Source organism: Paracoccus denitrificans, from assembly GCF_900100045.1.
Lineage (GTDB): Bacteria > Pseudomonadota > Alphaproteobacteria > Rhodobacterales > Rhodobacteraceae > Paracoccus > Paracoccus denitrificans.
In genome coordinates this window covers 101,232-125,057 of record NZ_FNEA01000009.1, presented here as the reverse complement: position 1 = coordinate 125,057, position 23,826 = coordinate 101,232, and the positions used below count along the sequence as shown (strand labels likewise).

28 protein-coding genes are annotated in these 23,826 nt (G+C 64.2%); 22 read left to right on the top strand and 6 right to left on the bottom strand.

Translation table 11 applies throughout. From position 1 onward, the window contains the following. Positions 1-69: 69 nt before the first annotated feature. Positions 70-1,455 (bottom strand): MocR-like ectoine utilization transcription factor EhuR, encoded by a 1,386-nt coding sequence (gene ehuR, locus BLT64_RS09815; protein ID WP_011746626.1) that lies wholly within the window; start codon positions 1,453-1,455, stop codon positions 70-72. A 176-nt stretch (positions 1,456-1,631) separates the two neighbouring features. Then, a complete protein-coding gene (locus BLT64_RS09810) occupies positions 1,632-2,957 on the bottom strand; it encodes an MFS transporter (RefSeq protein ID WP_011746625.1) in 1,326 nt (441 codons plus the stop codon). A gap of 554 nt (positions 2,958-3,511) precedes the next feature. On the opposite strand from BLT64_RS09810, the gene BLT64_RS09805 reads away from it, so the two are divergent. Further along, a complete protein-coding gene (locus tag BLT64_RS09805) occupies positions 3,512-4,222 on the top strand; it encodes a gamma-glutamylcyclotransferase (protein WP_041529710.1) in 711 nt (236 codons plus the stop codon). 72 nt (positions 4,223-4,294) lie between these two features. Here BLT64_RS09805 and BLT64_RS09800 read toward each other — a convergent pair whose 3' ends face one another. Next, entirely contained in the window at positions 4,295-4,816 is a 522-nt protein-coding gene (locus BLT64_RS09800) for a substrate-binding domain-containing protein (RefSeq protein WP_011746623.1), read from the bottom strand. Positions 4,817-4,919: 103 nt separating this feature from the next. Between BLT64_RS09800 and BLT64_RS26810 the strand changes: the two genes are divergently transcribed. From BLT64_RS26810 to BLT64_RS09750, 11 genes are all read left to right on the top strand, one after another. Beyond that, a complete protein-coding gene (locus BLT64_RS26810) occupies positions 4,920-6,326 on the top strand; it encodes a hypothetical protein (protein WP_157137421.1) in 1,407 nt (468 codons plus the stop codon). 14 nt (positions 6,327-6,340) lie between these two features. Then, positions 6,341-7,570: a phage tail tape measure C-terminal domain-containing protein gene (locus tag BLT64_RS09790; protein ID WP_157137420.1), complete on the top strand. Its 1,230-nt coding sequence runs from the start codon at positions 6,341-6,343 to the stop codon at positions 7,568-7,570. Next, positions 7,570-8,196, top strand: a complete 627-nt coding sequence (locus BLT64_RS09785) for a DUF2460 domain-containing protein (RefSeq protein WP_011746620.1) — start codon at positions 7,570-7,572, stop codon at positions 8,194-8,196. Before BLT64_RS09790 ends, BLT64_RS09785 begins: the two co-directional genes overlap by 1 nt. Beyond that, positions 8,193-9,077: a phage/gene transfer agent baseplate hub protein gene (locus BLT64_RS09780; RefSeq protein ID WP_011746619.1), complete on the top strand. Its 885-nt coding sequence runs from the start codon at positions 8,193-8,195 to the stop codon at positions 9,075-9,077. Before BLT64_RS09785 ends, BLT64_RS09780 begins: the two co-directional genes overlap by 4 nt. Next, positions 9,074-9,511, top strand: a complete 438-nt coding sequence (locus BLT64_RS09775; protein WP_011746618.1) for an NlpC/P60 family protein — start codon at positions 9,074-9,076, stop codon at positions 9,509-9,511. Before BLT64_RS09780 ends, BLT64_RS09775 begins: the two co-directional genes overlap by 4 nt. 4 nt (positions 9,512-9,515) lie before the next feature. Next, positions 9,516-13,535 carry a baseplate multidomain protein megatron gene (locus BLT64_RS09770; RefSeq protein WP_011746617.1) on the top strand — a complete coding sequence of 1,340 codons (4,020 nt, stop codon included), beginning with the start codon at positions 9,516-9,518 and terminating at the stop codon, positions 13,533-13,535. A 7-nt stretch (positions 13,536-13,542) separates the two neighbouring features. Continuing rightward, positions 13,543-13,896 carry a DUF2793 domain-containing protein gene (locus BLT64_RS09765; protein ID WP_011746616.1) on the top strand — a complete coding sequence of 118 codons (354 nt, stop codon included), beginning with the start codon at positions 13,543-13,545 and terminating at the stop codon, positions 13,894-13,896. Between the two features lie 26 nt (positions 13,897-13,922). Then, on the top strand, positions 13,923-14,180 hold the full coding sequence (locus BLT64_RS09760; protein ID WP_011746615.1) for a hypothetical protein: 258 nt from the start codon (positions 13,923-13,925) through the stop codon (positions 14,178-14,180). 69 nt (positions 14,181-14,249) lie between these two features. Then, complete coding sequence (locus BLT64_RS27130; protein WP_011746614.1) at positions 14,250-15,203, top strand: N-acetylmuramidase domain-containing protein; 954 nt, start codon at positions 14,250-14,252, stop codon at positions 15,201-15,203. An 8-nt stretch (positions 15,204-15,211) separates the two neighbouring features. Further along, complete coding sequence (locus BLT64_RS27730) at positions 15,212-15,496, top strand: ubiquitination-like system serine protease family protein (RefSeq protein ID WP_367888670.1); 285 nt, start codon at positions 15,212-15,214, stop codon at positions 15,494-15,496. Continuing rightward, on the top strand, positions 15,490-15,723 hold the full coding sequence (locus BLT64_RS09750) for a hypothetical protein (RefSeq protein WP_041529709.1): 234 nt from the start codon (positions 15,490-15,492) through the stop codon (positions 15,721-15,723). The genes BLT64_RS27730 and BLT64_RS09750 overlap by 7 nt, the downstream gene beginning before the upstream one ends. Positions 15,724-16,066: 343 nt before the next feature. On the opposite strand, the gene BLT64_RS09745 is transcribed toward BLT64_RS09750, so the two are convergent. After that, positions 16,067-16,444, bottom strand: a complete 378-nt coding sequence (locus BLT64_RS09745) for a helix-turn-helix domain-containing protein (protein WP_011746612.1) — start codon at positions 16,442-16,444, stop codon at positions 16,067-16,069. Continuing rightward, the gene (locus tag BLT64_RS09740; protein ID WP_011746611.1) at positions 16,444-16,740 is read right to left on the bottom strand and encodes a type II toxin-antitoxin system HigB family toxin; all 297 of its coding nucleotides are present in this window, start codon (positions 16,738-16,740) and stop codon (positions 16,444-16,446) included. The genes BLT64_RS09745 and BLT64_RS09740 overlap by 1 nt, the downstream gene beginning before the upstream one ends. A gap of 193 nt (positions 16,741-16,933) precedes the next feature. Here BLT64_RS09740 and BLT64_RS27125 point away from each other — a divergent pair, with 193 nt between their 5' ends. From BLT64_RS27125 to BLT64_RS26315, 10 genes are all read left to right on the top strand, one after another. After that, on the top strand, positions 16,934-18,601 hold the full coding sequence (locus BLT64_RS27125) for a DNA cytosine methyltransferase (RefSeq protein WP_011746610.1): 1,668 nt from the start codon (positions 16,934-16,936) through the stop codon (positions 18,599-18,601). Positions 18,602-19,175: 574 nt separating this feature from the next. After that, a complete protein-coding gene (locus tag BLT64_RS09715) occupies positions 19,176-19,970 on the top strand; it encodes a DNA adenine methylase (protein WP_011746608.1) in 795 nt (264 codons plus the stop codon). Beyond that, positions 19,937-20,371, top strand: a complete 435-nt coding sequence (locus tag BLT64_RS26325; protein ID WP_139171635.1) for a hypothetical protein — start codon at positions 19,937-19,939, stop codon at positions 20,369-20,371. The genes BLT64_RS09715 and BLT64_RS26325 overlap by 34 nt, the downstream gene beginning before the upstream one ends. Before the next feature lie 273 nt (positions 20,372-20,644). Then, positions 20,645-20,902 (top strand): hypothetical protein, encoded by a 258-nt coding sequence (locus tag BLT64_RS26320; protein WP_128492971.1) that lies wholly within the window; start codon positions 20,645-20,647, stop codon positions 20,900-20,902. 10 nt (positions 20,903-20,912) lie between these two features. After that, positions 20,913-21,041, top strand: coding sequence for a hypothetical protein (locus tag BLT64_RS27610; RefSeq protein WP_260155345.1), 129 nt, complete (start codon positions 20,913-20,915; stop codon positions 21,039-21,041). Continuing rightward, the gene (locus BLT64_RS09705) at positions 21,034-21,384 is read left to right on the top strand and encodes a hypothetical protein (protein ID WP_011746605.1); all 351 of its coding nucleotides are present in this window, start codon (positions 21,034-21,036) and stop codon (positions 21,382-21,384) included. The genes BLT64_RS27610 and BLT64_RS09705 overlap by 8 nt, the downstream gene beginning before the upstream one ends. Further along, a complete protein-coding gene (locus tag BLT64_RS09700; RefSeq protein ID WP_011746604.1) occupies positions 21,381-21,731 on the top strand; it encodes a DUF4326 domain-containing protein in 351 nt (116 codons plus the stop codon). The genes BLT64_RS09705 and BLT64_RS09700 overlap by 4 nt, the downstream gene beginning before the upstream one ends. Beyond that, positions 21,724-21,930, top strand: a complete 207-nt coding sequence (locus BLT64_RS09695; RefSeq protein WP_041529705.1) for a hypothetical protein — start codon at positions 21,724-21,726, stop codon at positions 21,928-21,930. Before BLT64_RS09700 ends, BLT64_RS09695 begins: the two co-directional genes overlap by 8 nt. 8 nt (positions 21,931-21,938) lie before the next feature. Next, entirely contained in the window at positions 21,939-22,142 is a 204-nt protein-coding gene (locus tag BLT64_RS09690; protein ID WP_128492970.1) for a hypothetical protein, read from the top strand. Continuing rightward, positions 22,142-22,276: a DUF4031 domain-containing protein gene (locus tag BLT64_RS26315; RefSeq protein ID WP_128492969.1), complete on the top strand. Its 135-nt coding sequence runs from the start codon at positions 22,142-22,144 to the stop codon at positions 22,274-22,276. Before BLT64_RS09690 ends, BLT64_RS26315 begins: the two co-directional genes overlap by 1 nt. 19 nt (positions 22,277-22,295) lie before the next feature. On the opposite strand, the gene BLT64_RS09685 is transcribed toward BLT64_RS26315, so the two are convergent. Next, on the bottom strand, positions 22,296-22,853 hold the full coding sequence (locus BLT64_RS09685; protein ID WP_011746602.1) for a hypothetical protein: 558 nt from the start codon (positions 22,851-22,853) through the stop codon (positions 22,296-22,298). Between the last annotated feature and the right edge of the window lie 973 nt (positions 22,854-23,826).

Here is a 23,826-nt window from a genome sequence, read left to right as displayed (position 1 = left end):
TTTGCAGCGAGATTAAATCAGGTCAATATTTAAATAATATCATAACAATTTTCTGGTGTAATCTGCCCATCAAATCAGCGGAAGCAGGGGTTCGGCGCTGCCGCCCAGGGTCTCGGCCACCAGCGTAAGGCCCCGGCGCAACTCATCCGCCCCGGTCGAGCCGAGCGCGATTCGCACCGCATCCCGCCTGCCGCGCTCGCTCAGCCGAAAGGCCCGGCCCGAGGCGACGGCAACGCCGCGCTGGCGGGCCTGGGCCACGAACTCCTCTTCGTCGCGGCCGGGAGGCAGTTCCAGCCAGATATGCAGGCTTTGCGGATGGGCGCGGAACGGCGCCGCGCCCAGAACCTCGCGCGCGATGCGGTGACGGGCGCCCAGCGCCTCGCGCTGCCAGAGGATCAGCCGGTCCACGGTGCCGTCGCCGATCCAGTGGCTCAGCAACTCGACCATGGCGGGGGTGGCCATCCAGTTCGTCACCAGATGCCGATTGGCCGTGGCCGAGGCAAGGCGCGCCGGCGACAGCAGCCAGGCCACCCGCAGGCCGGGCAGCGTGGTCTTGGTAAAGCCGTTGATATGCAGAACCCGCTCGGGCGCCAAGGCGGCCATGGGCGGCGGTCGGTCCGGTATCATCACGTTCAGCATGTCGTTCTCGATAACCAGCAGGTCGTGGCGGCGGGCGATGGCGGCCAGTTCGGCGCGACGCTCGGCGCTGCTCATGATCGCCATCGGATTGATCGCCGCCGGCTGCATGTAAAGCGCGCGCAGGCTGCCCTTGCGCGCCAGATGGTCCAGCGCCTCGGGCACGATGCCGTCTTCATCGACCGGCAGACCCTCCAGATGCAGGCCCAGATACTTGCATAGCGGCATCAGCAGGTGATGGGTCAGCGCCGCGGCGGCCAGCGTGTCGCCGGCGGGCACTGCGCTCATGACCGCGGTGGTGATGGCCGAAGTGGCGCCGTCGGTGATGGTGATGTTTTCGGGCTGCGCATCGATGCCGCCGCGGCGCAGCCAGTCGGCGGCGATCTGCCGGTGCTGCGGCAGGACCGAGCTGGGCCGGAAGGACAGCGCCGCCGGCACGGGCAGGTTCTCGGCCACCCAATGCAGCCCCTCGCGAAAGGTCTCCACATGCATCCGCTCGGTCACGGGCTTGAGGATCGACAGGTCGATAAGCTCGCCCAGCCGCTCGGCCAGATAGGGCGGCGTATTCTCGGAACCCGGCGGCAGCACGAAGGACCCGCGCCCGACCTCTCCGACCACGAGGCCGCGGCGGATCAGCTCTTCATAGGCGCGCGAGACGGTCTGGACCGACAGCCCCAGATCATCGGCCAGCCGGCGCTGGGGCGGCAGGCGGGTTCCGGCAGGCAGCATGCCGTCGCGGATCGCCCGCGCATATTGCTCGGCAAGGGAAAGATAGGCCGGGCGATGCAAGCCGCTGGGATCAGGGGTCCATATTGTCATGAAGCAAGGCCGAGACAATCTATTTCACAGGCCATAATGCTATGATTTATCGAACCGGCCTGCAATCGCCCTCTTGCGGCCGAGGAACTTGACGTCTCGCATGGGCCAAGCCGACGAGCAGCAGGCCAAAACGGCCTGCCGCAGCAATAGGGAAAGGCGCGATCGACGACCTGCGCCTAGCGCAGGTGCTTGCCCTTGGTTTCCGGGGCCCAGAATATGGACAGAACCAGGCCGAGAAGCGGAAAGCCCGCCATCATCACCAACGTCGCCGAGAAACCGAACTTCTGCAGCAGCCAGGACAGCAGGTACGTCACCCCCGCCGCCGATATCCGCGAGAAGGCGGCCGAGAAGCCGATGCCGGTCGCGCGGATATGGGTGTCGAAGATCTCGGGCGGATAGACGAACTGGATGTTATTCGCGGCCGGGGCGACGAACATGTAGGTCGCAAACAGCGCCACGACGACCCAGGTCGGCGCCTGCGGGAACAGGCCCAGCGCCAGGAAGGTCAGCAGCACGATCACGAAGGTCCAGATCACGAAGCCGCGCCGGCTCATCCAGTGCAGCAGGAAGACGCCGACAACCGCACCGGCGATCTGGATGGCGTTCAGCGACATGTCGACCGCGGTCGCATCCCGCAGGCCCAGCGATTCGAGCACCGGGGCCAGGAAGGTGAAGATACCGAAGAAAGGCCCGACCTGGCAGAACCAGAAGAGGCCGGAGTAAAGCGTCTGCCGCCAGATCTCGGCCGTGAAAAGCTCGCGCGGGGAGGCGTGGTGGGGGTTCGGATCGACATCGGGGATCGCGTATTCCGAACCGAAATGCTTGTCGACGATGGCCCGCGCCTCGGCATCGCGGCCCTGCGCCTTCAGCCACATCGGGGTTTCGGGCAGGGTCATCCGCAGGACAAAGGTGATCAGCGCCGGGATCACGCTCGATGCCAGCAGCATGCGCCAGTTGTCGCCGTCATAGAACGAACCGACGACGAAGGCGACGGTGAAGCCCACCTGCCAGCCGATGGAAAAGCAGCCCAGCAGCACGCCCCTGCCCTTGCGGCGCGAAAACTCGGCCAGCACCGAGGAGCCTACGGCATATTCCACGCCGATCGCCAACCCCAGCGCCAGCCGGATCGCGACCAGTTGCCAGACATCCTGCACGAAGATCTGCAACACCGACAGCACGATGAACGCTGCCAGGTTCCAGCCGAAGACTGGCCTGCGGCCGAAACGATCCGCCAGGTTGCCGAAGAACAGCCCGCCGATGAACACGCCGATCAGCGCACTGGAGGCGATCAGGCCCTGGCTGATCGCAGAAAGCTGCATTTCCTGCCTGGCGATGGACAGGGCCGGCCCGACGATGCCAAGCACATAGCCGTCCAGAACCGCCCCGCCCAGCACTGCGGCCGCCGCCACGATGTGGATCGGCTTCAGCGGCGCCTCGTCAATCGGCAGCCGCCCGAAAGCATCCCGCATCGCGGGCCCGCCGGGCAAGATCGATATAGCCATGGAATACCTTCCTGAATTCAAGATCGGACGTTCCGCTGAAGGCTGGCGGGCGGTCCCCTATACGCATCGTGCTTTCCATGGCCCCCCACCGGCGTGGCTCCTCCACGGGTCCATGAAATTGCCGGCCGTGCAGCTTCGGGCGCTCCGGGGCTGCACCAGCCTGTCCTGGCCGCCGGTGCCTGGACGCGCGGCCCCATCCTCCCCGAACGCTCGGCCTGGACAGGTTGTCGACCAGGCAGCCGAAGCCCATGCCGCCGGAAGGCCCGGCATCTGCTTTCAATCGGCCGGGGCTGATGACCGGTCATGTTCGCCCGGGCGCCCCGCAACCCGGACACGCGGCTTATTTCCCGACGGGCCCGTTGGAGCAAACGAGAATATTCTCTCAGAAAGCATTAGAATTTCTAACGCCACCGTCCTTTTGCGGCTGGAACGCCAATGGCGAATGCGAAGCATCCTGTCCGACGCGCCGTTACTGCCCCGGTTTCGGGTTGACCCCGGATCGCGCTGGCAGGAACCTTGCGCGGATGGAACTGTCGCCGCCCGCAGGAAACCTTATGTCCAATTGTCGCCCCATCGTGCTGTCCGACGATCACGTCGCCCGCGTGGCTTCGGCCGAGGAGGGGCTGTTGCACGATCCGCGCTGGCGGATGCTCGAGGACGCCGACCTGGACCTGCTGGCCGACAGGCTCACCCGGGGGCGGCCGCGGCCCATCCCGGTCTTTGCCTACGGCTCGCTGATCTGGAACCCCGGCTTTGCCGTCGGCGGGCGCCGCCGCGCCACCGCCATCGGCTGGCATCGCCGCTTTTCGATCTCGCTCGACCATTTCCGCGGCACGCCCGAGCGGCCCGGGCTGATGCTTGCGCTCGCCTCGGGCGGCAGTTGCGAGGGGCTGGTCCTCGACATCGCCGAAGGGACCGAGGCGCAATCGCTCCGCGCCATCCTGCGGCGCGAACTCGTCGCCCATGAGCTGTCCGCCAATGCCTGCTGGATCGAGGTCGAGACCGACCGCGGCCGCGAGGATGCGCTGACCTTCTATGCCGACCCGGTTGGCACGCAACTTGCCGAACTCACGGTCCAGGAACAGGCGCAGCGGTTGGCCCGCGCGGCAGGTGCCGCCGGATCGGGCGCCGAGTATCTGCTGCGCACGGCCCGGGGGCTGGCGGAAATCGGCATCCATGACGACTATATCTGGACGCTCCAGCAGCTCGTGGCCGAGGAAATCGACGCCGGAACGGCAGAGCCCGAGGAACGGCCCAGCGAATGATCGCCTTGCAGCGATCAAGCCCGGCATGAGACGCCGAAGCCGGCAAGGCGTGGCTGAGGGGCTAGCCGGCAACTACACCAGCTTCCCCTGCCCGACCGAGCCGCGAAGGATCAGGTCGGGCCGCGACACTTCGCAGACAGGCTCGGGGGCAAGCCTGCCCTCGAGCCGGTCGATGAGGATCTCGGCCAGACGGCGCCCTGCCATCTCTACGGATTGCTGGGTGGCGGTCAGTGCAGGGGCGAAGTCCGCCGCCGAAATGCCGCGCAGCTGGTCGTCATGGGCCACCACCGACAGATCCTTGCCGATGGTCCGCCCCGCCTCGGCCGCGGCGCGATAGACGCCTTTCGCCAGGAAGATCGAACCGCAGATGATCGCCGTCGGCGGCTCGGGCAAGGACAAGAGCCGGGCGCCTAATTTCAGCCCGTCCTCTTCCGTCATCGCGGTTTCCAGAACCAGATCCGGGTCGACGGGCACATGACGGCCTTCCATCGCGGCGCGATAGCCCGCGTCGCGGGCCGCGGCATAGCGAAACCGCCGATAAGAGTTCAGCGCCGCAATGCGCCTGTGCCCGTAATCGAGCAATACCTCGGCCATGCCAGGGGGTGACACACCTGTAGCTGCGCGCCTGATTTTCGAGCTGAATGATTGGGCGAAGCACGGGGCGAACGTGTTTGTTCCTGGCCCGCAGGAGTTCCCCGTGGGGGCCAGCGGTTCATTCTCGATCTTTCTGCAGAGCAGCGAATTGCTGCCCGTTCGCTATACCGTGCATGTCGGGTATCGAGTTCTTCCTACAGGCCGGGACTACATAAAGCGCCTCGGTATGATCAGCGTTCCATCTACCGGGCCTGTGACGCTTTCGAGCCTTCTTTCTGTTCCGTCTCCTATTCCCTCCGTTCCTGATGCTCTGGCGCAAGCTCTCGCGGCGGCGGCGGCGGCACTGGCCAGCGCTGCAGATGCCGGGCAATATGCTTCCGATGCAAAGCATGATGCCGACCGCGCCGAAACCGCGGCGGGAGCAGCCGCCGGCCATGCCGCCGCCATGGGCGATGCGATCAACGCGGCCTATACGCTGCCGGAGGATCGTCTCAGCCTGCCCGCCACCAACGGGGCGCCGCTTGACGACGACCTGACGCCGGGCACCCAGACCTTCACCGATGAAATCCGCGAGAACTACGCCGCACCGCCGCCCGGCGTGGTCAACGCCGCCGCCCGCGCCACCGGCCTGATCGTGTTCGACCCGCCGTCGCAGGAAAGCACCAACTACGTCTATACGGACGTGCCATGGTTCACCCACCGCGGCTCCACCTTCCGGGCGCTTCCGGTGGATATCAGCGCCACCGTGTTCAACTCGCTCGTAGGCCCATGCCTGTTCGAGCCGGTCGCGACAAACTCGTGGGGTATGCTGGTCTGGCGCTATATCGGTGACAAGCCGATCCATTCGTTCCTGCAAGGCCAGATGGCGATGCGGGTCCGCACCTCGGGCACCACAAACGACGCCTTCCACAAGCTGATCCTCAATCTGCGGACCTGGGATGCCCCGCATATGGAAGCGGGCGGGCAGTCCAACGGTCGGCGGTTCCTGTCCACCTTCATCGGCTCCTACCAGCAACCTGTGAAGATGACAGATTACGAGGGCATGAACGACGAATGCCTGCCGCTGACGCAGGCCGTCTGGACCGCGCATAATGCCGAGCCTGACCGCTTCGTCGGCTATGACAACGGGTATTTTGACGAAGGCAGCGGCGAAGTCCTGTTGACCACCGAGGGCGGCAGTCCGGTCGGGGCCGAGGTCCGCACCACCAAGTGGATCGACGTGTCCGACATCGACGCTTCGGAGCGGTGCCTTGCGGTCTGGGTCGCAGGCAAGTCCCGCCGTTCGCGGATGCAATGGAAGGACAGCAACGGCGACGTGCATTTCTACCCCGTGATGAGCCGCGACCAGCATTGCCGCAGAGTGTTCCGGTTGCCGCACGGGGCGCAGGAGGTCCGGTTCCACTACTCGGGGCCGGGCGACGATGTGTCCAGCATCGCCGTCAAGCGCATGCGGTCGACGCCATTGCCCCTTGGTTCGATTGGGCGTGGGATCAGGTGGCCGCCGGGGTGAAGTGGGTCGGCAATATGCTGATCAACGGCATCAAGGCTGCGGTCAGTGGTATCCGCGCCGCCGTCGATGCGATCCCGCTGCTGTTCGAGCAGGGCTTTGAAAAGGCGAAGGCGGTCGCGCTCAAGGCACTCGGCGGGATCATGGATGGCATCGGCACCATGATCAACGGGATCGCGACGGCCTGGGATACCCTTTTCGGCACCAACCTTGCGGGCAGCAACGCGGCCTGGGGAATCGGCGCTCAGCTTGAGGATATGGCCGGGGTTGCAGAGGCGAAAGCCATGACGGCCGGTGCCAAAGCCCGGCGGGGCCTCGAGGCTGGCCTGGGGGATATCCGAGATATCATGAGCGAAGACCCTATGGGGGATTTCTTCGACCGGGTTCGGGAACAGGCCATCAAGAACGCCATCGACCGCCAGAAGGATGACAAAAAGAAGAAGGGCGGCGGTAAGTCGAAGAGGGAGGAGAAGGACGAAGCCGACGAGTTGATCAAATCGCTTGAGCGGGAGTTGGCCGTTCTGAAGGAGACGGACCCGATCAAGAAGAAGATGCTGGAATATTCCAAGCAACTGAAGGACGCGACCGCCGAGCAGAAGGCAAAGGTGCTGGAACTCGTGACCGCGCTTGATCAGGAAAAAACCGGCTGGAACGCAATCGGCCGGTCGCTTGCCGAGTATGCTGAGGAGGCGAAGCGCATTGGCGACGATATCGGGGATGCTCTCGTTGGCGCATTCGACGGCGCTGCTGCCGCGGTCGGTGAATTCGTCAAAACCGGCAAGGCAGATTTTTCCGATCTGATCACCTCCATGCTGGGTGATCTGGCGAAGCTGGCGGCGCAGCGGTATATCACCGGCCCCTTGGCCGGCCTTGTTTCCGGCTTTTTCGATCCGCTCGGCGCAGCCCTGAAGGGCGCGGGCCTGAATCCTGTTTCGGTGATGCATACCGGCGGCAAGGGCGGCGGCGCATTGCGCTACGTCTCTGCCGCCAACTTCGCCAACGCCCCTCGCCTGCACAACGGGACACCGCTCGGCCTCCGCTCGGACGAATATGCCGCGATCCTTCAGCGCGGTGAGCGGGTGCTGAACCGCCGGCAGACCCGCGATTGGGAGGACCGGCATTTCGGCGGCGGCTCTGCACCCATCATCAACTTCAACGTGCGGGATGCGCAGAGCATCCGCCAGTCGCGGACGCAACTGGCGGCTGACGCCTCCCGCATGCTGTCCATGGCCGGACGAGGCAGGTAATGGCGTTCCACGAAATCCGTTTTCCCGACAACATCAGCCGGGGCGCACGTGGCGGGCCCCGGCGCATGACGCAGGTGGTCGAGCTTTCCTCGGGCGACGAGGAGCGCAACGCCTCGTGGGCCAACTCCCGGCGCGTCTACGATGTCAGCTATGGCATCCGCAATGCGGACCAACTGGCCGAAGTCGTGTCGTTCTTCGAGGCCCGCAACGGACGGCTCTACGGTTTCCGCTTCAAGGATTGGTCCGATTATAAATCCTGCTCGCCCATGCAGGTTTCGCATCCGGCGGACATGGCCCTTGGGGTCGGAGATGGAACCCGCACCGAGTTTCAGTTGCGCAAGTTCTATATCTCGGGCTCACAAAGCTGGACCCGCATCATTACGAAGCCGGTGGCGGATACCGTCCGCGTGGCGGTCAACGGAGTCGAGCAGCTATCCGGCTGGACGGTCGATACCACGACCGGCGTCGTCACCTTCGCCAACCCGCCGGCCGCCGGCCAGCAAGTGCGCGCCGGATTCCAGTTCGACGTGCCCGTGCGCTTCGACACGGACCAGCTGGACCTGATCCTCGATATCGAGCGGCTCGGCTCGATCCCTTCCATTCCGCTGATTGAGGTGCGGCGATGAAAACCCTCCCCGCCGGGATGCAGGCGCATCTGGACGAAGGCACGACCACCCTGTGCTGGTGCTGGAAGATCACCCGAAATGACGGGGTGGTGCTGGGCTTCACCGATCACGACAACCCACTGAATTTCTCGGGGGTCGAGTTCGAGCCCGAGAGTGGTTTCGCTGCATCGGAGATCCGCGCAGGCTCGGAGTTGAACGTGGATTCGCAGGATGCGGAGGGGGTGCTTTCCTCGGGCCGCATTACCGAGGCCGATATCATCGACGGGCGCTATGACAATGCGGCTGTCGAGGTCTGGCGGGTCAACTGGTCGGCGCCCGCTCAGCGCGTTCTCATGCGGCGTGGGGCCATCGGGGAGGTGCGCCGCGGGCAGGTGGCGTTTAACGCCGAGATGCGCTCACTGGCCCATATGCTCGATCAGGCGTCCGGGCGAACCTACCAGTATGCCTGTGACGCGGCCTTGGGCGATGCGCGATGCAAGGTGGCCCTCTCGGCCCCCGAGTTCAATGGCGCGGGCGCGGTCACCAGCGTTCTGCGAGACCGCGGCTTCAATGCCTCGGGCCTCGGTGCTTTCGCTGGCGGCTGGTTCGATCATGGTGTTCTCACCTGGACGAGCGGGCCGAATGCCGGCCGGCAAGCGGAGGTGACGCTGCATGGCAAGAGCGGCAGCGCGGTCAGCCTGTCTCTGCTGGAGGCGCCCGTTTACGCAATCGCCACCGGCCACGCCTTCACCATCGTAGCCGGGTGCGACAAGCAGCATGCCACCTGCTTTCAGAAGTTCTCCAATATCGTGAACTTCCGAGGCTTTCCCGACATTCCCGGTCAGGACACGGTGCTGCGCTATGCCAGGAAGAGCGGCCTCAATGACGGGCAGCCGCTATGAGCGCCGATCCCGCCATCGTCATTGCCGCAGCCCGCGCCTGGCTCGGGACGCCCTATCACGACCAGGCCAGCACCATCGGCGCGGGTTGCGATTGCCTCGGCCTCGCGCGCGGCGTTTGGCGGCAGATCGTCGGGCACGAGCCCACCGAGATCCCGCCTTATGGCCGCGGCTGGGGCGAGATCGGCCAGCGCGAGGTGCTGGCCGAGGGGGCGCGCCAATGGATGATCCAGATCGATCCGCTTGAGGCGGGCCCCGGCTCAGTGGTGCTGTTCCGCATGCGCGAAAACGGCATTGCAAAGCATGTCGGCATCCTCACGGGCCCGGACAGCTTCATTCATTCCTATGAGCGGCTGGGCGTGATCGAGCAGCCGCTGACTACCGCGTGGCAGCGCCGCATCGCCTTCGCCTTCCTCTATCCCAACCCGGAATCCTGATCACATGGCGACTCTTATCCTTGGCGCAGCGGGCACCGCCCTCGGCGGCGCGATGGCCGGCACCGTTTTCACTGCCTTCGGCACGGCAGTAACCGGGGCAATGATCGGCGGCGCGATTGGCTCCATGGCAGGCTCCATGGTCGATGCCTGGATTATCCAGTCCATGATGCCAGGACAGAAATTCGAGGGGCAGCGCCTCGATGCGCAGCGCATCACGTCCTCGACCGAGGGAACGGTGATTCCGCGCGTGTTCGGTGCGGCCCGGATCGGCGGGAACGTCATCTGGGCGACCGATTTCCGCGAAGAGGTCACCACAACGCGGCAGGGCGGCAAGGGCGGCGGCGGCGGCGTCGAAACCACCGAATACACCTATTACGCATCCTTCGCGATCGCCATCTGCGAGGGGCAGATCGGCGGCATCGGTCGGGTCTGGGCGGACGGCGAGTTGCTCGACATGACGAACGTCACCATGCGGGTCTATCGCGGTGGCGAGGGGCAGCAGCCCGACCCGCTGATTTCCTCCCTCATGGGCGCAGATCGGACGCCGGCTTATCGCGGGACGGCCTATGTCGTGTTCGAGGATATGCTGCTGACCGACTTCGGCAACCGCATCCCGCAACTGACCTTCGAGGTGTTCCGTCCGCTTGCTCATGCCGACTCCATCGAAGGGCTGGCGCGGGCCGTCACCCTGTTCCCGGCAGCGGGCGAGTTCGGCTATTCGACGCAGGTGGTGCGCACCGTCGCGGGCGTGCTCGTTCCGATAAACTCTTCGGAGAGCGGCGAGTTCGTCAACTCGAATGCAGCGGAGGGTAGGACCGATTTCCGTGTCTCGCTCGACCGGCTCGATGATATCGCACCAAACGTGATGAGCGTGTCTCTCTCCGTTCCATGGTTCGGAAATGATCTGCGTTGCGGAAATTGTCTGTTGAAGCCGGGGATTGAGCACGAGCAACGGAATACGACGCCGATTTCATGGTCAGTGAATGGTATCACCCGAGGTTTGTTCGGTAGTGGTGCTCATCTGGTATCGAGGGATGGCCAGAACCGCCCGAATTTCGGCGGGACGCCCGCCGATGTATCTGTCGTTCAGGCGATCAAGGCGCTGAAGAACCGCGGCAAGCGGGTGACCTTCTACCCATCCATCCTCATGGATATCCCCGCCGGGAACAGCTTGCCGAATCCCTATTCGCACAACGCAGCCAGCGTGGGTCAGCCGGCATTCCCCTGGCGCGGCCGGATTACCTGCTCGCCTGCGCCGGGCTTTGCAGGAACCGTCGACAAGACCACCGATGCAACCGCCCAGATCGCAGCCTTCTTCGGCAGCGCCGCGGCGGGCGATTTCAGCGTCTCGGATGAATCCGTGTCCTGGACCGGCGGCGAGGATTGGGGCTATCGCCGCATGATCCTGCACTATGCCTATCTGTGCGCGGCGGCTGGCGGCGTCGATACCTTCCTGATTGGCTCCGAGCTTCGCGGGCTTACCCAACTGCGGAACAATGCGACCACCGGCTATAATGTCGTGGCCCGGTTGCGGACTCTGGCTGCTGACGTCCGGTCCATCCTCGGCCCAGGCACGAAGATCAGCTACGCAGCCGATTGGTCGGAATATTTCGGCCATCATCCCAGCGATGGAACGGGGGATGTGTTTTTCCACCTCGATCCGCTCTGGGCTGACAGCAATGTCGATTTCGTCGGTATCGACAATTACATGCCGCTGTCCGACTGGCGTGACGGCTGGGATCATCTCGACGCCCAGGCCGGGGCTGGCAGCATCTACGACCTCGGGTATCTGCGCGGCAATGTCGAGGGCGGCGAGGGCTACGACTGGTTCTATGCTTCGGACGCGGCGCGGAACAACCAGGCCCGGACGCCGATCACGGACGCGGCTGCCGGCAAGCCATGGGTGTTCCGCTACAAGGATATCCGGGCATGGTGGTCCAACCAGCACCGGAATCGGCCTGGCGGCGTCGAGCAGGGCGGCGCTACCGCTTGGGTTCCGCAGTCAAAGCCCATCCGGTTCACCGGACTCGGTTGTCCGGCTGTCGACCGTGGCTCGAACCAGCCGGCTGTGTCTTTCGATCCGAAATCCTCGGAAAGCGCCCTGCCCCATTTCTCGCGCGGCTGGCGCGACGATTCGAACCAGCGCGCCTATATCGAGGCCATGCTCGGCTATTGGGCCGACAGCACGAACAACCCCCAATCGTCGGTCTATGCCGGGCGGATGGTGGAATCGGACGAGTGCGCCGTCTGGGCATGGGATACGCGGCCCTATCCGCATTTTCCGGCGCTGACAGATGTTTGGGTCGACGGTGAAAACTGGCGGCTCGGGCATTGGATGACAGGCCGGCTCGGGTCCGTCTCGCTGCGGGCGCTGGTCCGAGCCTTGTGTAAAGAGGCAGGGTTGGCCGACAGCCAGTTCGACGTCACGGGACTTCATGACGCGGTCGAGGGATACTGCATCACGTCCATCGAATCCCCGAAATCCTCCATTGCGATGCTGGCGCGGCATTTCGGGTTCGATGCCTGCGAGACCGGCGGCCTGATCCGCTTCGTCTCGCGCGGCCGGGCTCCCGCAGGGTCGGTCACGACCGCCGATCTGGTCCGGCGCGGCGAAGGTGGGGGCGAGGTGATCGAGATGGTTCGGGGGCAGGAAACGGAGATCCCGCAGGCGCTGAAATGGCAGGTGGCGCGCAACGACGAGGAATATGACGGGGTCATGGTCGAGGCCCGCCGTGCCACGGTCGATTCCACACGGATCGCAGCGGAATCCTTTTCCATCGTCGTGCCGCCCGAGGAAGCGGATCGCCGCTGCCAGCGCGCCTTGCAGGAGGCGTGGGTGAGCCGCGAGCGCGCGACGTTCAGTCTGCCCCCATCCCGCCTGGCGCTCGATCCCACTGACGTCCTGACGCTCGAGCATGATGGCCGGGGCTATGAATATCGGCTGATGCAGATCGGGGATGCGGAAGCGCGCACGATAGATTCGGTTCGGCAGGACCGGGAAGCCTATGACCTGCCGCCAGCCGTTACCCGGCGGGCGCACCTGTCCCGGCCCCTGCCTTATGACGCGCCGACGACGATCTTTCTGGATCTGCCGCTGCTGCAATCCAGCCAGCAGGCCCATCGCCCGCTGCTGGCCGCGACAGCCGCGCGGTGGCCGGGACAGATGGCGGTCTATCGCAGCGAGGATGAGAACGAAGGTTTCACCCTTCTCACCACCTTCAATCGGCGGGCTCGGATCGGCTCCCTCGCCTTCCCGCTCCATTCGGGGCCGGTGGATCGCTTCGACCATGGCAACGAACTCTGGATCGATCTGGCCTGGGGGACGCTGGTCAGCGTCAGCGAGCAGCAGCTTTTCTCGGGGGCGAATGCCTTTGCCATCGAAACGGCGCCCGGCGTCTGGGAGATCGTGCAGGCCGCGAACGCCGAGCTCGTCTCGCCCGGCCGCTACAGGTTGACGAAGCTGCTACGGGGAGTCCGCGGCACGGAATGGGCTATGACCAGCGTCGTGGCATCCGGCGCGACCGTGGTCATGCTGGACGAGGCGGTCATAGAGCTTCCGATCTCGGCCGAGGATGTGGGGGTTCCCTGGTATTGGCGGGTCGGGCCGGCCAGCAAGACGATCAGCGATGCCTCCTATCGGCAGGCGCAATTCACGCCTCGCGCCATCGGGCTGGAACCTTTCGCGGGGGTGCATGCCGTGCAGCCCTATCGGCGCGGCCGGGCGGTGGGCGATCTGACCATCGAATGGATCAGGCGCTCTCGGGCTCTGGCTGCCGATATCTGGGGCAACGGCGAGGTGCCGCTGGGCGAAGAGAGCCCGGCCTATGAGGTCGATATCCTCGACGGTGCGGCGGTCAAACGGACCTTGTCCTCGACCACCACCAGCGTGGTCTATACCGGCGCACAGCAGACTGCGGATTGGGGTGCCCCCCTCGCTCCGGGGGATTCTCTCCGGGTCGATATCTATCAGGTCGCGCCCGTTGCCGGTCGCGGCATCGCCTATTCCGAAACCCTGTTCTTCTGAGGTCGCCATGGCAAACTCCGCCAACCTCGCGCTGCCGTATCTCGCGGCATCGCAAGCGCAAAAGCACGTCACCCATAACGAGGCGCTCCGGCTGCTCGACGGCATCGTGCAGCTTTCGGCTGCCGACCGGGCCGTAAACACGCCGCCGGGCAGCCCGTCCCCGGGCACCCGCTACATCGTCGGCGGCGCGCCGACCGGCGAATGGGCAGGCTGGGATGACAGCATCGCCTTGTGGGCTGATGGATCGTGGTTTCGGATGATTCCGAAGCCGGGCTGGACCTGCTGGGTCGAGGACGAGGGCATGTTCTATGTCTTTGACGGCTCCGGCTGGGTGACGCTGGCCAGCACCCTTGGCCTTTGAAAACAGAGAAAGGAAAGAGGGACACAATGCCTGATTGGAGCGCAATTCAGCAGGTCTGGCCGCTGCTTATCGCAGTCGCCGGCGTATGGGCGAAACTGGAGGTCACCATGATGCGAAACCGTGAGCAAAGTGCGCGCAACGAGGCCGAGATCACCAAGCTGGAGGCACAGCTCGAAGCGCAGAAGCTGGTCACGCAGAAGCAGGGCCTGACGCTCGCGCGCATGGAGGAATCTCTGGTGTCCATCGGGCGCACCCTCGAACGGATCGATCGCAAGATTCCCTGAGCCTTACCACCCCACTGCTTCCCCGCCCGCCTGACGGCGGGTTTTTTATTGCCGACAGGAGACCCGGAAATGTCGAAACCCTGGAAAGGGGCGGCGCAGCGCGCGACCGCCCAAGACTTCGTTACTGCCGCCGAGGAACTCGGTTGCGAGGTCGCCGCCCTTGAGGCGGTCTGGCAGATCGAGGCGTCGGGCAAGCCCTTCCGCTCGGACGGGACGCTCGAGCGCCGGTTCGAGCCTCACAAGCTGCGCAAGCCCGAGGGCAACTACAAGACCAGCGCGGCGCTGTCGTTCGCCGCCCGCGAGGCGAAGTTCGACGCGGCCTATGCCCGCAATGCCGAGGATGCCATGCGCGCGAGCAGCTGGGGCGGGCCGCAGATCATGGGGTTCAACGCGAATGCGGCCGGCTATCCCACCGCCGGCGCGATGGTCGAGGCCATGGCGGCATCCGAGAGTGAGCAGATCCGCGCCTTTGTCCGGCTGATCAAAGCATGGGGGCTGGCGTCGGCGCTGCGTTCGCATGACTGGCGCGCATTCGCCGCCCGCTACAACGGCAACGCCAACGTGGCGGAATATTCCGCCCGGATCGAAACCGCATATCAGAAGCTCTCGGGCAGGGCTTCGCCGGTCGTGCTGCGCTCGGGTGACAAGGGTGTGGCGGTCAGGCGGCTGCAATATGCCCTCGGGATCGATGTGGACGGCAGCTTCGGCCCGGACACGGACAAGGCCGTGCGCGATTTCCAGAAGCGCCATGGCCTGACCGTCGACGGCGTGGTGGGGCAGCGCACGTGGAAGGCCCTCGAGGGCTATTCGGGCATCCAGCCTGTCAAGCAGCCCGCGGCACAGGATCGCATCGCCCAGGCGAGCGAGATCGTGGCGCTGGCCTCGACCGCCGCCGGCGCGATGGCCACGGTCGGCGGGGCGCTGCCGGAATCCTCGGTCAACCTGCTGATCATCGCCGCCGCCGTCATCGGCATCGGCGCGCTGGCGCTGCATGCCTTCCGCAAGCTGCGGGGGGTGGCCTGAAGCGGGCGGTGGTTGTCGGAGAGGTTTCGGACCTCCGGGGTGGGCAGCGGATCGCCGGGGCGATCTGCTTTCGCCGCTGGTCGAATGGCGAAGTGGCAGGGCTTTCCTTCATCTGCCCCTGCGGCTGCGGCGAGGAAAGTTACTTGCCGGTAAACGGGTCCGGGCGACCGGGCCCTTCGTGGGATTGGGACCGCGAGCTCGAATATCCGACCCTGTCCCCTTCTATCCACAATACCGGCATGCCCTGCCAATGGCACGGCTGGTTGCGCCGGGGCGAGTGGGTCGCATGCTGACCTGGCTGCTGGGGACGCGGCTCGGCCGCGCACTGGCGGCGCTCGGCGGGTTGATCGTGGCGGTGATCGCCGCCTTCAGCCTCGGGCGCCGCGATGGGCGTCGTGACGCTCGGGAGGCCGATCTCGAGCGCTATCAGAAAACCAGAAGGGAGATGGACCATGCGGATGTTGGCCATGGCGATCCTGCCGATGATCTTGAGTGGCTGCGCGACAGGAGTAAGCGGTGAGGCGGTATGTGACGGGACGAGGGCATCGCGGTCGGCGCATGCTGCCGCGCTGGTGGTGGACGGTGGCCCGCAAAGCCGCGCAACTGGTCGGGCGCTGATCGCGCGAATCGACGCCGGGTGCGGAACGTGACCGCTCCGGCGCTTCTGACCGAGCCAGTGGCGCGGTTGTCCGAGGATGGCAGCACGGTCCTGCTGTCGCGCGGCGGCTGGGCCGGCTCCTTCCCACTCTCCCGCTTGCCTTCGCAGATCGCGTTCTATCGTCGCCTGCGAGACCGGAAAGGCGGCAAGTATGCCGCCTTCTACCAGCCCACGCTTGCCGCGCTCGAGGCGCTGGCCGAGGACATCACGCGGCATTCAGGTGATAGGGCCGGACAAGGCAATCGGCCGGAAGGCCCCATTCGGTGCTGATCTTGTGGATCATGGCCACGGTGAGCGCGCGCTTGCGGTTCACGACCTCGGAGGCGCGCGGCGTCGATCCGAGCAGCCGGCCGAGATCGGCCTGGGTGCGCCCGGTCGCTTCCATGTGCGCCTTCAGCAGGTCGACGGGATCGGCTTCAGGAATGGGATGGTGCCGGTCCTCATAGGCTTCGATCAGGTCGGCCAGAACGTCGAAGCGGTCGGCTTCTGGGGTTCCGGGTTCGGGCTGGTTGTCGAAATACGGGGCGATCTCGGCCAGCGCCCATTGATAGTCTGCTTCGGTGCGGATCGGTCGAACGTCCATCAGATCGTCTCCGGGTTGATCTTGTCATATTCCTTGTGGGTGCCGACGAACTTGATCAGCCCTCGGCGGTAGGGATAGGCGAAATGCACGATCAGGCGGTATTTGTTGCCGCCGATATCGAAGATCACACGGTTGTCCCCCACGAAATCGACGGTCGTTCCGAACATGGCCTTCACATCGGCCGGCCCGGAAAAGTTTGCCCTCGAAACGGCGGCATACCAGTTCACCAAGGGCGTTTCGGCGCGGGGCTCCCGCTCCCAGAAGGCGCGAAGCGTTGCCTTGGCGATGATCTGCATGGTCACTCCATTATTCCCGTATTGGGAATATCGCACAAGGCCCGGCCCAAGGCAAGCTGATATTCCCATTTTGGGAATGATCTTGGCGCGAGGCGGTTCCGGCGCGCGGCGGTGATAGGTGGTCGAAAGGGCCGGCTTTCACCGCCTATGGGCGCCTAAAGGCCAGCGCATCCAGTCGTGCATACGGCTGGATATGGTGAACCTCAGCTTTCTCTCGGTCTGCAGCGGTATCGAAGCGGCTTCCCTCGCATGGGAGCCGCTCGGATGGAAAGCCATCGGCTATTCGGAGATCGAGCCCTTTCCCTGCCACGTCCTGCACCACCGCTTCGGTGCCGGCCGTCCCATCTTCATGCCCGCGCCGGACGAGGCGGGGCTTTCGGCAAAGGACCGCAAGGCCCGCGCCGCCGCAATCCGTGCCGTCGCCAAACTCCCCGAGGTCGGCCGCGTTCCGAACTTCGGGGACATGACGCAATTCGACAGGTGGCCGGATGCAGCTTTCGATGTTCTTGTCGGCGGAACCCCCTGCCAGGACTATTCCGTCGCGGGACTTCGCCTCGGCATGGCTGGGAGCCGAGGGCAACTCACCCTCACATATGTTGAAATTGCTGCACGATATCGCCCCCGCTGGTTCGTATGGGAGAATGTCCCCGGCGTTCTCAGCAGCAACGGCGGACGGGACTTTGCGCGATTTCTGGGTGAAATCAGCGGCCAGCAGATCGACGTCCCCGATGGGGGCTGGAAGAACGCCGGAATCGTCTCCGGCATCCCCGAAGCCTATGGCCTCGCCTACCGGGTGCTTGACGCTCAGTTCGTGCGAACACGCGGACACCCTCGGGCGGTGCCCCAGCGACGGCGACGTGTGTTCGTTGTCGGATATCTTGGAGACTGGCGACGTGCCGCAGCAGTATTATTTGACCGCGAAAGCCTGCTCGGGAATCCTCCGCCGCGCCGGCAATTGGGGCAAGGACTTGCCTCTAGCCTTACGGCAAGCACTGGAGGCTGTAGCGGCAAGGACGGAATCGACGGCCGGCTGATCGCTATGGCCCACGGCCAAGGCGGTGCCGAGATCGGCATCGATCATGGACCAACCCTGACATGCAACCACGAAGCCCCCATCGTCGCTCACTCCCTGCGCGCCGAGGGCTTCGACGCGTCCGAGGACGGCACCGGGCGCGGGACGCCTATCGTGCCGGTCCCGCAGCCCTTGTCCTTCCAGCCGGGTAACCTCGCCCGTGGCGCGGGGGCCGATCCAAGCGCGGAGGTTTTCCCCACTTTGAAGGCGGATCATGGTCGCGGGCTCTCGGATCAGTTCCCCCATGTTGCCCACCCCATTGCCTTTGATTGCCTCGCTGGCGGCGAGACGGGCCTGTCCATCGGAGACGTGCCTGGCGCGCTCCATGGCGGCGGCAAGAGCGGGGGCCGGGCCGCGATATGCTTCTCGGCCAAGGATTACGGCGCGGACGCGCAGGACGATGTGACGCCCACGCTCCGCGCCATGGGCCATGCCGATTCCCATGCGAATGCGGGCGGGCAGTTGGCGGTCGCCATTCAGGAGCGCGCCGTCTGCGAGAACCCGAACGCGGGGCCTGACGGCAAGGGCTTCCGAGAGGACGGTGCCTCCTACACGCTGGAGGCCCGCACCACGCCGCAGGCCGTCGCCCTGCCATGGGCCGTGCGGCGACTTGTCCCGGAAGAGTGCGAGCGCCTGCAGGGCATGCCCGACGAACACACCATGATCCCGTGGCGGGGCCGGAACGGCGCACCTGACGGGCCGCGCTATCGATCCCTTGGGAATTCGTTCGCAGTAAACGCTGTTGAATGGATTGGCGAACGGATCAGTATGGTGGAGATGCTGAAATGACGGCAATTGGAATTTGCTTGGTTTGTGGCTGTGACAGGCCGATTCATGCAAGATGCTTGTGCAACGCTCACTACAAGAGATTCCGCAGGCACGGCGACCCTCTCGGCGGAAATACATCGGTCGGCGATCCTATCAAATTCCTCAAGTTCGCTATTCTTTACTGCGGCAATAACTGCCTGCTTTGGCCATTTTCTAAAAATCCATTTGGCTACGGACAAATAGCAATCGAAAGATTCCCCAAGCTTGTGCATCGCATCGTCTGCGAAGAGGTTCATGGGCCCCCTGTTCGGCCTGATGATCACGCCGCGCATTCGTGCGGGAACGGCCATCTCGGCTGCGTCAATCCGATACATATTCGATGGGCGACCGCAAAGGAAAACGAGGCTGACAAAATAATCCACGGGAGCCGCTCGCGCGGCGAGAGGCATGGCGCTCACAAACTATCGGAAGCACATGTGCGCCAGATTCGTCGTTGGCGAGGAACGATGTCTTGCCGCGATATTGGCAAATTGCTGGGAGTGTCGCCGTCAACTGTGAACCGTATCCATAATGGCGGACGATGGGGATGGTTAGAATGACCGTGCATCGCCCCATCCTGCGCTGGCACGGCGGCAAATGGCGGCTCGCGCCATGGATCATCGAGCAGATGCCGCATCACCGAATCTATGTCGAACCGTTTGGAGGCGCGGCCTCCGTGCTTCTGCGTAAGCCTCGGTCTTATGCCGAAGTCTACAATGACTTGGATGATGAAGTCGTAAACCTGTTTCAGGTGCTGCGGTCGGATCGGTCGCACGACCTGATTGACCTGCTGCGACTGACGCCTTTCGCGGAGAGCGAGTTCCGCACTGCGTATGAACCTGCATATGATCCGGTCGAGCGCGCCCGACGCATCATTATCCGCTCTTTCATGGGATTCGGATCGAACGGTCACCAGCGCAGGACGGGCTTCCGGTCGAACAGCAACCGCTCGGGCACGACACCGGCGCGCGACTGGCGGAATTACCCCGACGCGCTGGCAATGATCGTTGATCGCCTGTCGGGCGTAGTGATCCAGAACCGCGATGCTCGTGAGGTCATGGCAGCACACGATTCCCCAGAGACCCTGCATTATGTCGATCCGCCCTATGTCATGGGAACGCGGGACTATGGTTCGGACTATGCGCATGAGATGTCGGACGCGGACCACATCGACCTGCTGGCGGCGCTGGGCGCGCTGCGCGGCCGGGTGATCCTCTCTGGTTACGCCAACTCCCTTTACGATGAAGCCTTGGCCGGCTGGCAGCGCTTGGAACGCCGCGCGCATGCCGATGGGGCTCGGGAAAGGACCGAGGTGCTGTGGATGAATTTCGAGCCAGATCGGCTGCTTTGACGGCCGAGGCGCTCAGCCCCGAACAGGCCGCAATTCTGCACCTTCTGGAACGGATCGAGCGGCTCGAGGCCAGGACGCCGCGTGAGGGAACGCCGCCCCGGGCGGCAGTAGTGAGAGAGGATAGGATGAACGGTTGCATTGTGCAGGTATGGTTTGAGCCGGAAACCGACACTCCGGGTCGGTGCGCGCCTTTCGTGATCATCGAGACCGAACTCCCCGACTTCGCCAGTTTCTGCGAACTCGTGGATGCGGATCGCCTGATCGGCGGCGGCATCCTGTGGACCCGCAATGGCTCGCCCGGAGAAAAGGTCATCTACCGGCGTCAACCTTGCGCCTTCCGGGGGTCGGCCGTGCTGCGCTGCCAGCTTCCCACCTGGCGTTTCATCGAGGGGGATTCGTAGATGAGTGCGACAGGTAACTTGGAGCCGCACGGCGGGCGTCCCATGTCACCCCCTGCCCGCCGCGAACGGCTGCGCTGCTGGCAGAAGATCGGCTGCGCTGGGCTGAATTTCAGGAAGGGGATTCCGAATGTGGGGAATAGCGTTTTCGCTCAGCCCTCGGGCTTGGCGGCTCGGGCGGCGCGATGCGGTGGCTGAGGATGGCCGTGTGGTCGGAGTCTGGTGGTGCTTCGGGCCGGTAGCGATCTGCCACGATTATGAGTGAGGGACGATCTGATGTCAGGATATGAGATGATCGTCTGCCGGGACGAGCGTCAGGCGGGACGTGTTCGGGAGCAGGTCCGGGGAAACCCGAATATTCGGGTGGTCAGCGCCCTGCACATGCGCGATGACCGCGGCTGCGCACCGCGGAGGATCACCGTCTGCGATGGCGTCGACCTCTGGCGAGACTGCGGCGGCGATGGTCCGCTGGGTGAACTGCTGCGGCGTCGGCAACTGACCTGGGGCGATCGTGCCGTGTTCATCGTGCTGTGAGGAGGCGGGGATGCGCTGGATTCGGTTCGCGGACGGCATGTGGGTATTCGGCGTCGGCTGGTGGGATGGTGTCATTGAAGTGTTCCTCGGGCCGGGCCTGCTCCGCGTCGGTCGGGATCTAGGAGGCGAGGATGGGTGAGTTGCTGCCGGTTGAATGCGGCGCTTGCGGCTGGACGGGACGGCGAAAGCCAGGCCGCGCAGTCTGGTGTCCGAAGTGCGGATCGTTGGCCGGGTTTCAGGTGGACCTGCAGGACCGGGACAGTGACGGCCTTCTGGTCAAAGCAGGAGATACCATCTCTTTCAGCTTCGGCATCCCGCCGCGCCGCGTCGAAGGCATTTTGTTCGAGCGAGACGGGCAGTTGATCATGCCCTGCGAGGGTGTAACTCCGAAAGAGGCCACGCTGGACATGCTGCGTCGCCATGTCGGCGGATTCTGGAAAGTTGACCGGCTGGCGCGCGACCAATATGCGGATGATGCATGATGCCCCAACGCATCCAGTTGAAGCGCACGAAAGGTTGGCGGCTGCCGGCCGACGCGGTGAAAGTCGACCGCTCGACCCGCTGGGGCAACCCGTGGCGGGTTGGTGAGCCGGACATTACTGATGCAGCCGAGGCGGTGCGCCGCTTCGCGCATGCCGTCGAGGGTTTCATGTCGAATGGCTCTTACTGCCGGCCGGTCGCGCACCCGGACAGCCACATCGGCCGGATCATCTCGGGCATCGGAGATCTTCGCGGCAAAGACCTGGCCTGCTGGTGCCCGCTCGATCAGCCCTGCCACGCGGATGTGCTTCTGCGCCTGGCGAACAGAGGAGATGAACGCGATGGATGAAATCTCGCGGCGGATATCGGCTAAACGCCGGCAAGTGCTGGAAGAACACAAAGAGGCAATAGAGGATGCATTAGCCGGTCTGCTGGCGGCCGGCGTTCCGGCGACTGATATCGTTCTTCAGGAGTTCATCGGGCTTTGTAAGACGCAGATACTGGTGCGCGGGGTTCCGCGATACGAGTTTCAGGTTCAGTTTCCGTGATGGTGGCCATGATTCTGGTAACGCCCTCTTTCGGGATCGAAATCGAGGACGGTCGGCTCCGCGTGGTGACGGATCACGGCCTGCTGCTGGTCAGCGGTGAGGTGGCAGCGTCGACCGCCGCCCGGCTCCGCGTCCTGGCAAACGAATGCGACCGGGTCCTGCCTCCGCCAGTTCCCCCGGCGCTGGGCGATCTGTTCGATGGGGACGCGTGATGGCGGTCTACGTCGATGACATGCAGGCACCGTTCGGCCGCATGAAGATGTGCCACATGGTGGCGGATTCGACCGAGGAACTGCTGGCCGATTATCACGTCATGCGGCGGCAGGCGCGGGAATGTGCAAGCTAAAAATCTGCAGAACAGGAAATCAACCGAGCAGTTCGTCGTCTCGTTCGTCTGCCTCTCGGACCTCTTGATGCCGCGGAAGGTCCTCTTGTTGAGGATCGTAACGAGGGCCATCAACATCACCATCAGCTTTCAAGCTATATCCCTGCCCACGCCGGCTTGTCAGCCTACCCGTTTGCGTCATGCGATAGACCCTTGCCGATAGCGCATTGAGTTCCTTCTCGCGATCACCGTCCCCGATCACGATCCCTCGGTCCGTCAATGCATCATAGAGTTGCACACGGTTCAGGGGGGCAGCGGTCTCTTGCAGCACGTCTATAACCGCCTGCTCGAATTCCTCTATCGGAGTCTTGTTCTTCGCGCTGACCGCCCGGTCAGGCACTGTAGCTGGCGTATGTGGCGCAACAGGCTCTACAGGTCCTGCTGTCATCGCCCGCGAATCAACCGGTGGGTGGTCACCTAAAAGCTGTTGCGCAGCACGTTCGATCTGTTTGTACTGCGTCAAAATCTTGTCGATCTCACCTAGACGCGCCACAAGATCTTGCCGCTCCGCCCGCAAACGTGCGATCATATCCATCATACATGTTCCCCTTTTGGCCGCAGGTCACCGCAAGCGCGTTTTTCGCCCGCCTTCGTCGTAAGTATGCGCTTGTGCGAGTCGCGTCAATCGTGCTACTTATTTCTCGTGGGGCGACCCACCAACAAAACTCGGAGACTGATCGTGAGAAGATACCGGGGTCCGTCGCGTTGCCATCTGCCCGGCACGGCGTGACCTTAAATGGGAAAAGCCAGACCTGACGGCCTGGCTTCCCAAATAGGCGGAAATCAGCGCGGGCCGCAGCCCGTGGAAATCCTCCGTGTGCAAACTGAGTATTCCATAAATCGCGGCCCGCATCAAGCGAAACCCTTAGACATAGGAGTCTGGGGCATGAGGGACGTGTTTGTGAACGCGTATCATCGCATCCGCTTCGGTCGCTTGGAGTTCGTCTGCGCTCACTGGCGCAGCCGGCCTGCCTGACCCTAGCGGAACCTGAGTGCCGCCGCGCTCGGCGATAGCGGCCCAGCGGCAGGAACCACATCAACCTAACTTGGCGGCGCTATGCGCCGCTTTTTTTTGCTCGGCTGGTCATCACTGTGATCGCTTCCCATATTCCTTCATCGCTGACCATCCTCGCTCGTCGGCACCGCCGAGTCTCTGGCAGGCCCCGAATGTTGACCAGGTGTTGACCGCAAAAAAACAGAGCCCCGGCGGTGACCGGGGCTTGCGCGTAAGATGCTGATAATATTGTGGAATTTGGTTGCGGGGGCGCGCAACCAACGATACTTGCGATTAATCGAGTGCCACGTCCCATAGCTTGCTGCATAATGTAACCCATTATTGCTTTTGTAGAAACCCGGTTTCCCAGGATGGCAAGCCTTGTGCTCGCCCCGATCAGCAGAACCCGTAGCAGTCTGCCGCATTCCGAGGACGGGCGGCAAGTGCCGCCTGCGCCCGTTTGGTGCCGACAAGCTCAGACCAGCCGGACCGAGATGCCGTCCTCGGCAATTAACGG

Coding starts and splice junctions, on each gene's coding strand:
- ehuR (WP_011746626.1), bottom strand. CDS start 1,455: ATGACAATATGGACCCCTGATCCCAGCGGCTTGCATCGCCCGGCCTAT.
- BLT64_RS09810 (WP_011746625.1), bottom strand. CDS start 2,957: ATGGCTATATCGATCTTGCCCGGCGGGCCCGCGATGCGGGATGCTTTC.
- BLT64_RS09805 (WP_041529710.1), top strand. CDS start 3,512: ATGTCCAATTGTCGCCCCATCGTGCTGTCCGACGATCACGTCGCCCGC.
- BLT64_RS09800 (WP_011746623.1), bottom strand. CDS start 4,816: ATGGCCGAGGTATTGCTCGATTACGGGCACAGGCGCATTGCGGCGCTG.
- BLT64_RS09790 (WP_157137420.1), top strand. CDS start 6,341: ATGCTGATCAACGGCATCAAGGCTGCGGTCAGTGGTATCCGCGCCGCC.
- BLT64_RS09785 (WP_011746620.1), top strand. CDS start 7,570: ATGGCGTTCCACGAAATCCGTTTTCCCGACAACATCAGCCGGGGCGCA.
- BLT64_RS09780 (WP_011746619.1), top strand. CDS start 8,193: ATGAAAACCCTCCCCGCCGGGATGCAGGCGCATCTGGACGAAGGCACG.
- BLT64_RS09775 (WP_011746618.1), top strand. CDS start 9,074: ATGAGCGCCGATCCCGCCATCGTCATTGCCGCAGCCCGCGCCTGGCTC.
- BLT64_RS09770 (WP_011746617.1), top strand. CDS start 9,516: ATGGCGACTCTTATCCTTGGCGCAGCGGGCACCGCCCTCGGCGGCGCG.
- BLT64_RS09765 (WP_011746616.1), top strand. CDS start 13,543: ATGGCAAACTCCGCCAACCTCGCGCTGCCGTATCTCGCGGCATCGCAA.
- BLT64_RS09760 (WP_011746615.1), top strand. CDS start 13,923: ATGCCTGATTGGAGCGCAATTCAGCAGGTCTGGCCGCTGCTTATCGCA.
- BLT64_RS27130 (WP_011746614.1), top strand. CDS start 14,250: ATGTCGAAACCCTGGAAAGGGGCGGCGCAGCGCGCGACCGCCCAAGAC.
- BLT64_RS09750 (WP_041529709.1), top strand. CDS start 15,490: ATGCTGACCTGGCTGCTGGGGACGCGGCTCGGCCGCGCACTGGCGGCG.
- BLT64_RS09745 (WP_011746612.1), bottom strand. CDS start 16,444: ATGGACGTTCGACCGATCCGCACCGAAGCAGACTATCAATGGGCGCTG.
- BLT64_RS09740 (WP_011746611.1), bottom strand. CDS start 16,740: ATGCAGATCATCGCCAAGGCAACGCTTCGCGCCTTCTGGGAGCGGGAG.
- BLT64_RS27125 (WP_011746610.1), top strand. CDS start 16,934: ATGGTGAACCTCAGCTTTCTCTCGGTCTGCAGCGGTATCGAAGCGGCT.
- BLT64_RS09715 (WP_011746608.1), top strand. CDS start 19,176: ATGACCGTGCATCGCCCCATCCTGCGCTGGCACGGCGGCAAATGGCGG.
- BLT64_RS26320 (WP_128492971.1), top strand. CDS start 20,645: ATGTCAGGATATGAGATGATCGTCTGCCGGGACGAGCGTCAGGCGGGA.
- BLT64_RS27610 (WP_260155345.1), top strand. CDS start 20,913: ATGCGCTGGATTCGGTTCGCGGACGGCATGTGGGTATTCGGCGTCGGC.
- BLT64_RS09705 (WP_011746605.1), top strand. CDS start 21,034: ATGGGTGAGTTGCTGCCGGTTGAATGCGGCGCTTGCGGCTGGACGGGA.
- BLT64_RS09700 (WP_011746604.1), top strand. CDS start 21,381: ATGATGCCCCAACGCATCCAGTTGAAGCGCACGAAAGGTTGGCGGCTG.
- BLT64_RS09695 (WP_041529705.1), top strand. CDS start 21,724: ATGGATGAAATCTCGCGGCGGATATCGGCTAAACGCCGGCAAGTGCTG.
- BLT64_RS09690 (WP_128492970.1), top strand. CDS start 21,939: ATGATTCTGGTAACGCCCTCTTTCGGGATCGAAATCGAGGACGGTCGG.
- BLT64_RS26315 (WP_128492969.1), top strand. CDS start 22,142: ATGGCGGTCTACGTCGATGACATGCAGGCACCGTTCGGCCGCATGAAG.
- BLT64_RS09685 (WP_011746602.1), bottom strand. CDS start 22,853: ATGATGGATATGATCGCACGTTTGCGGGCGGAGCGGCAAGATCTTGTG.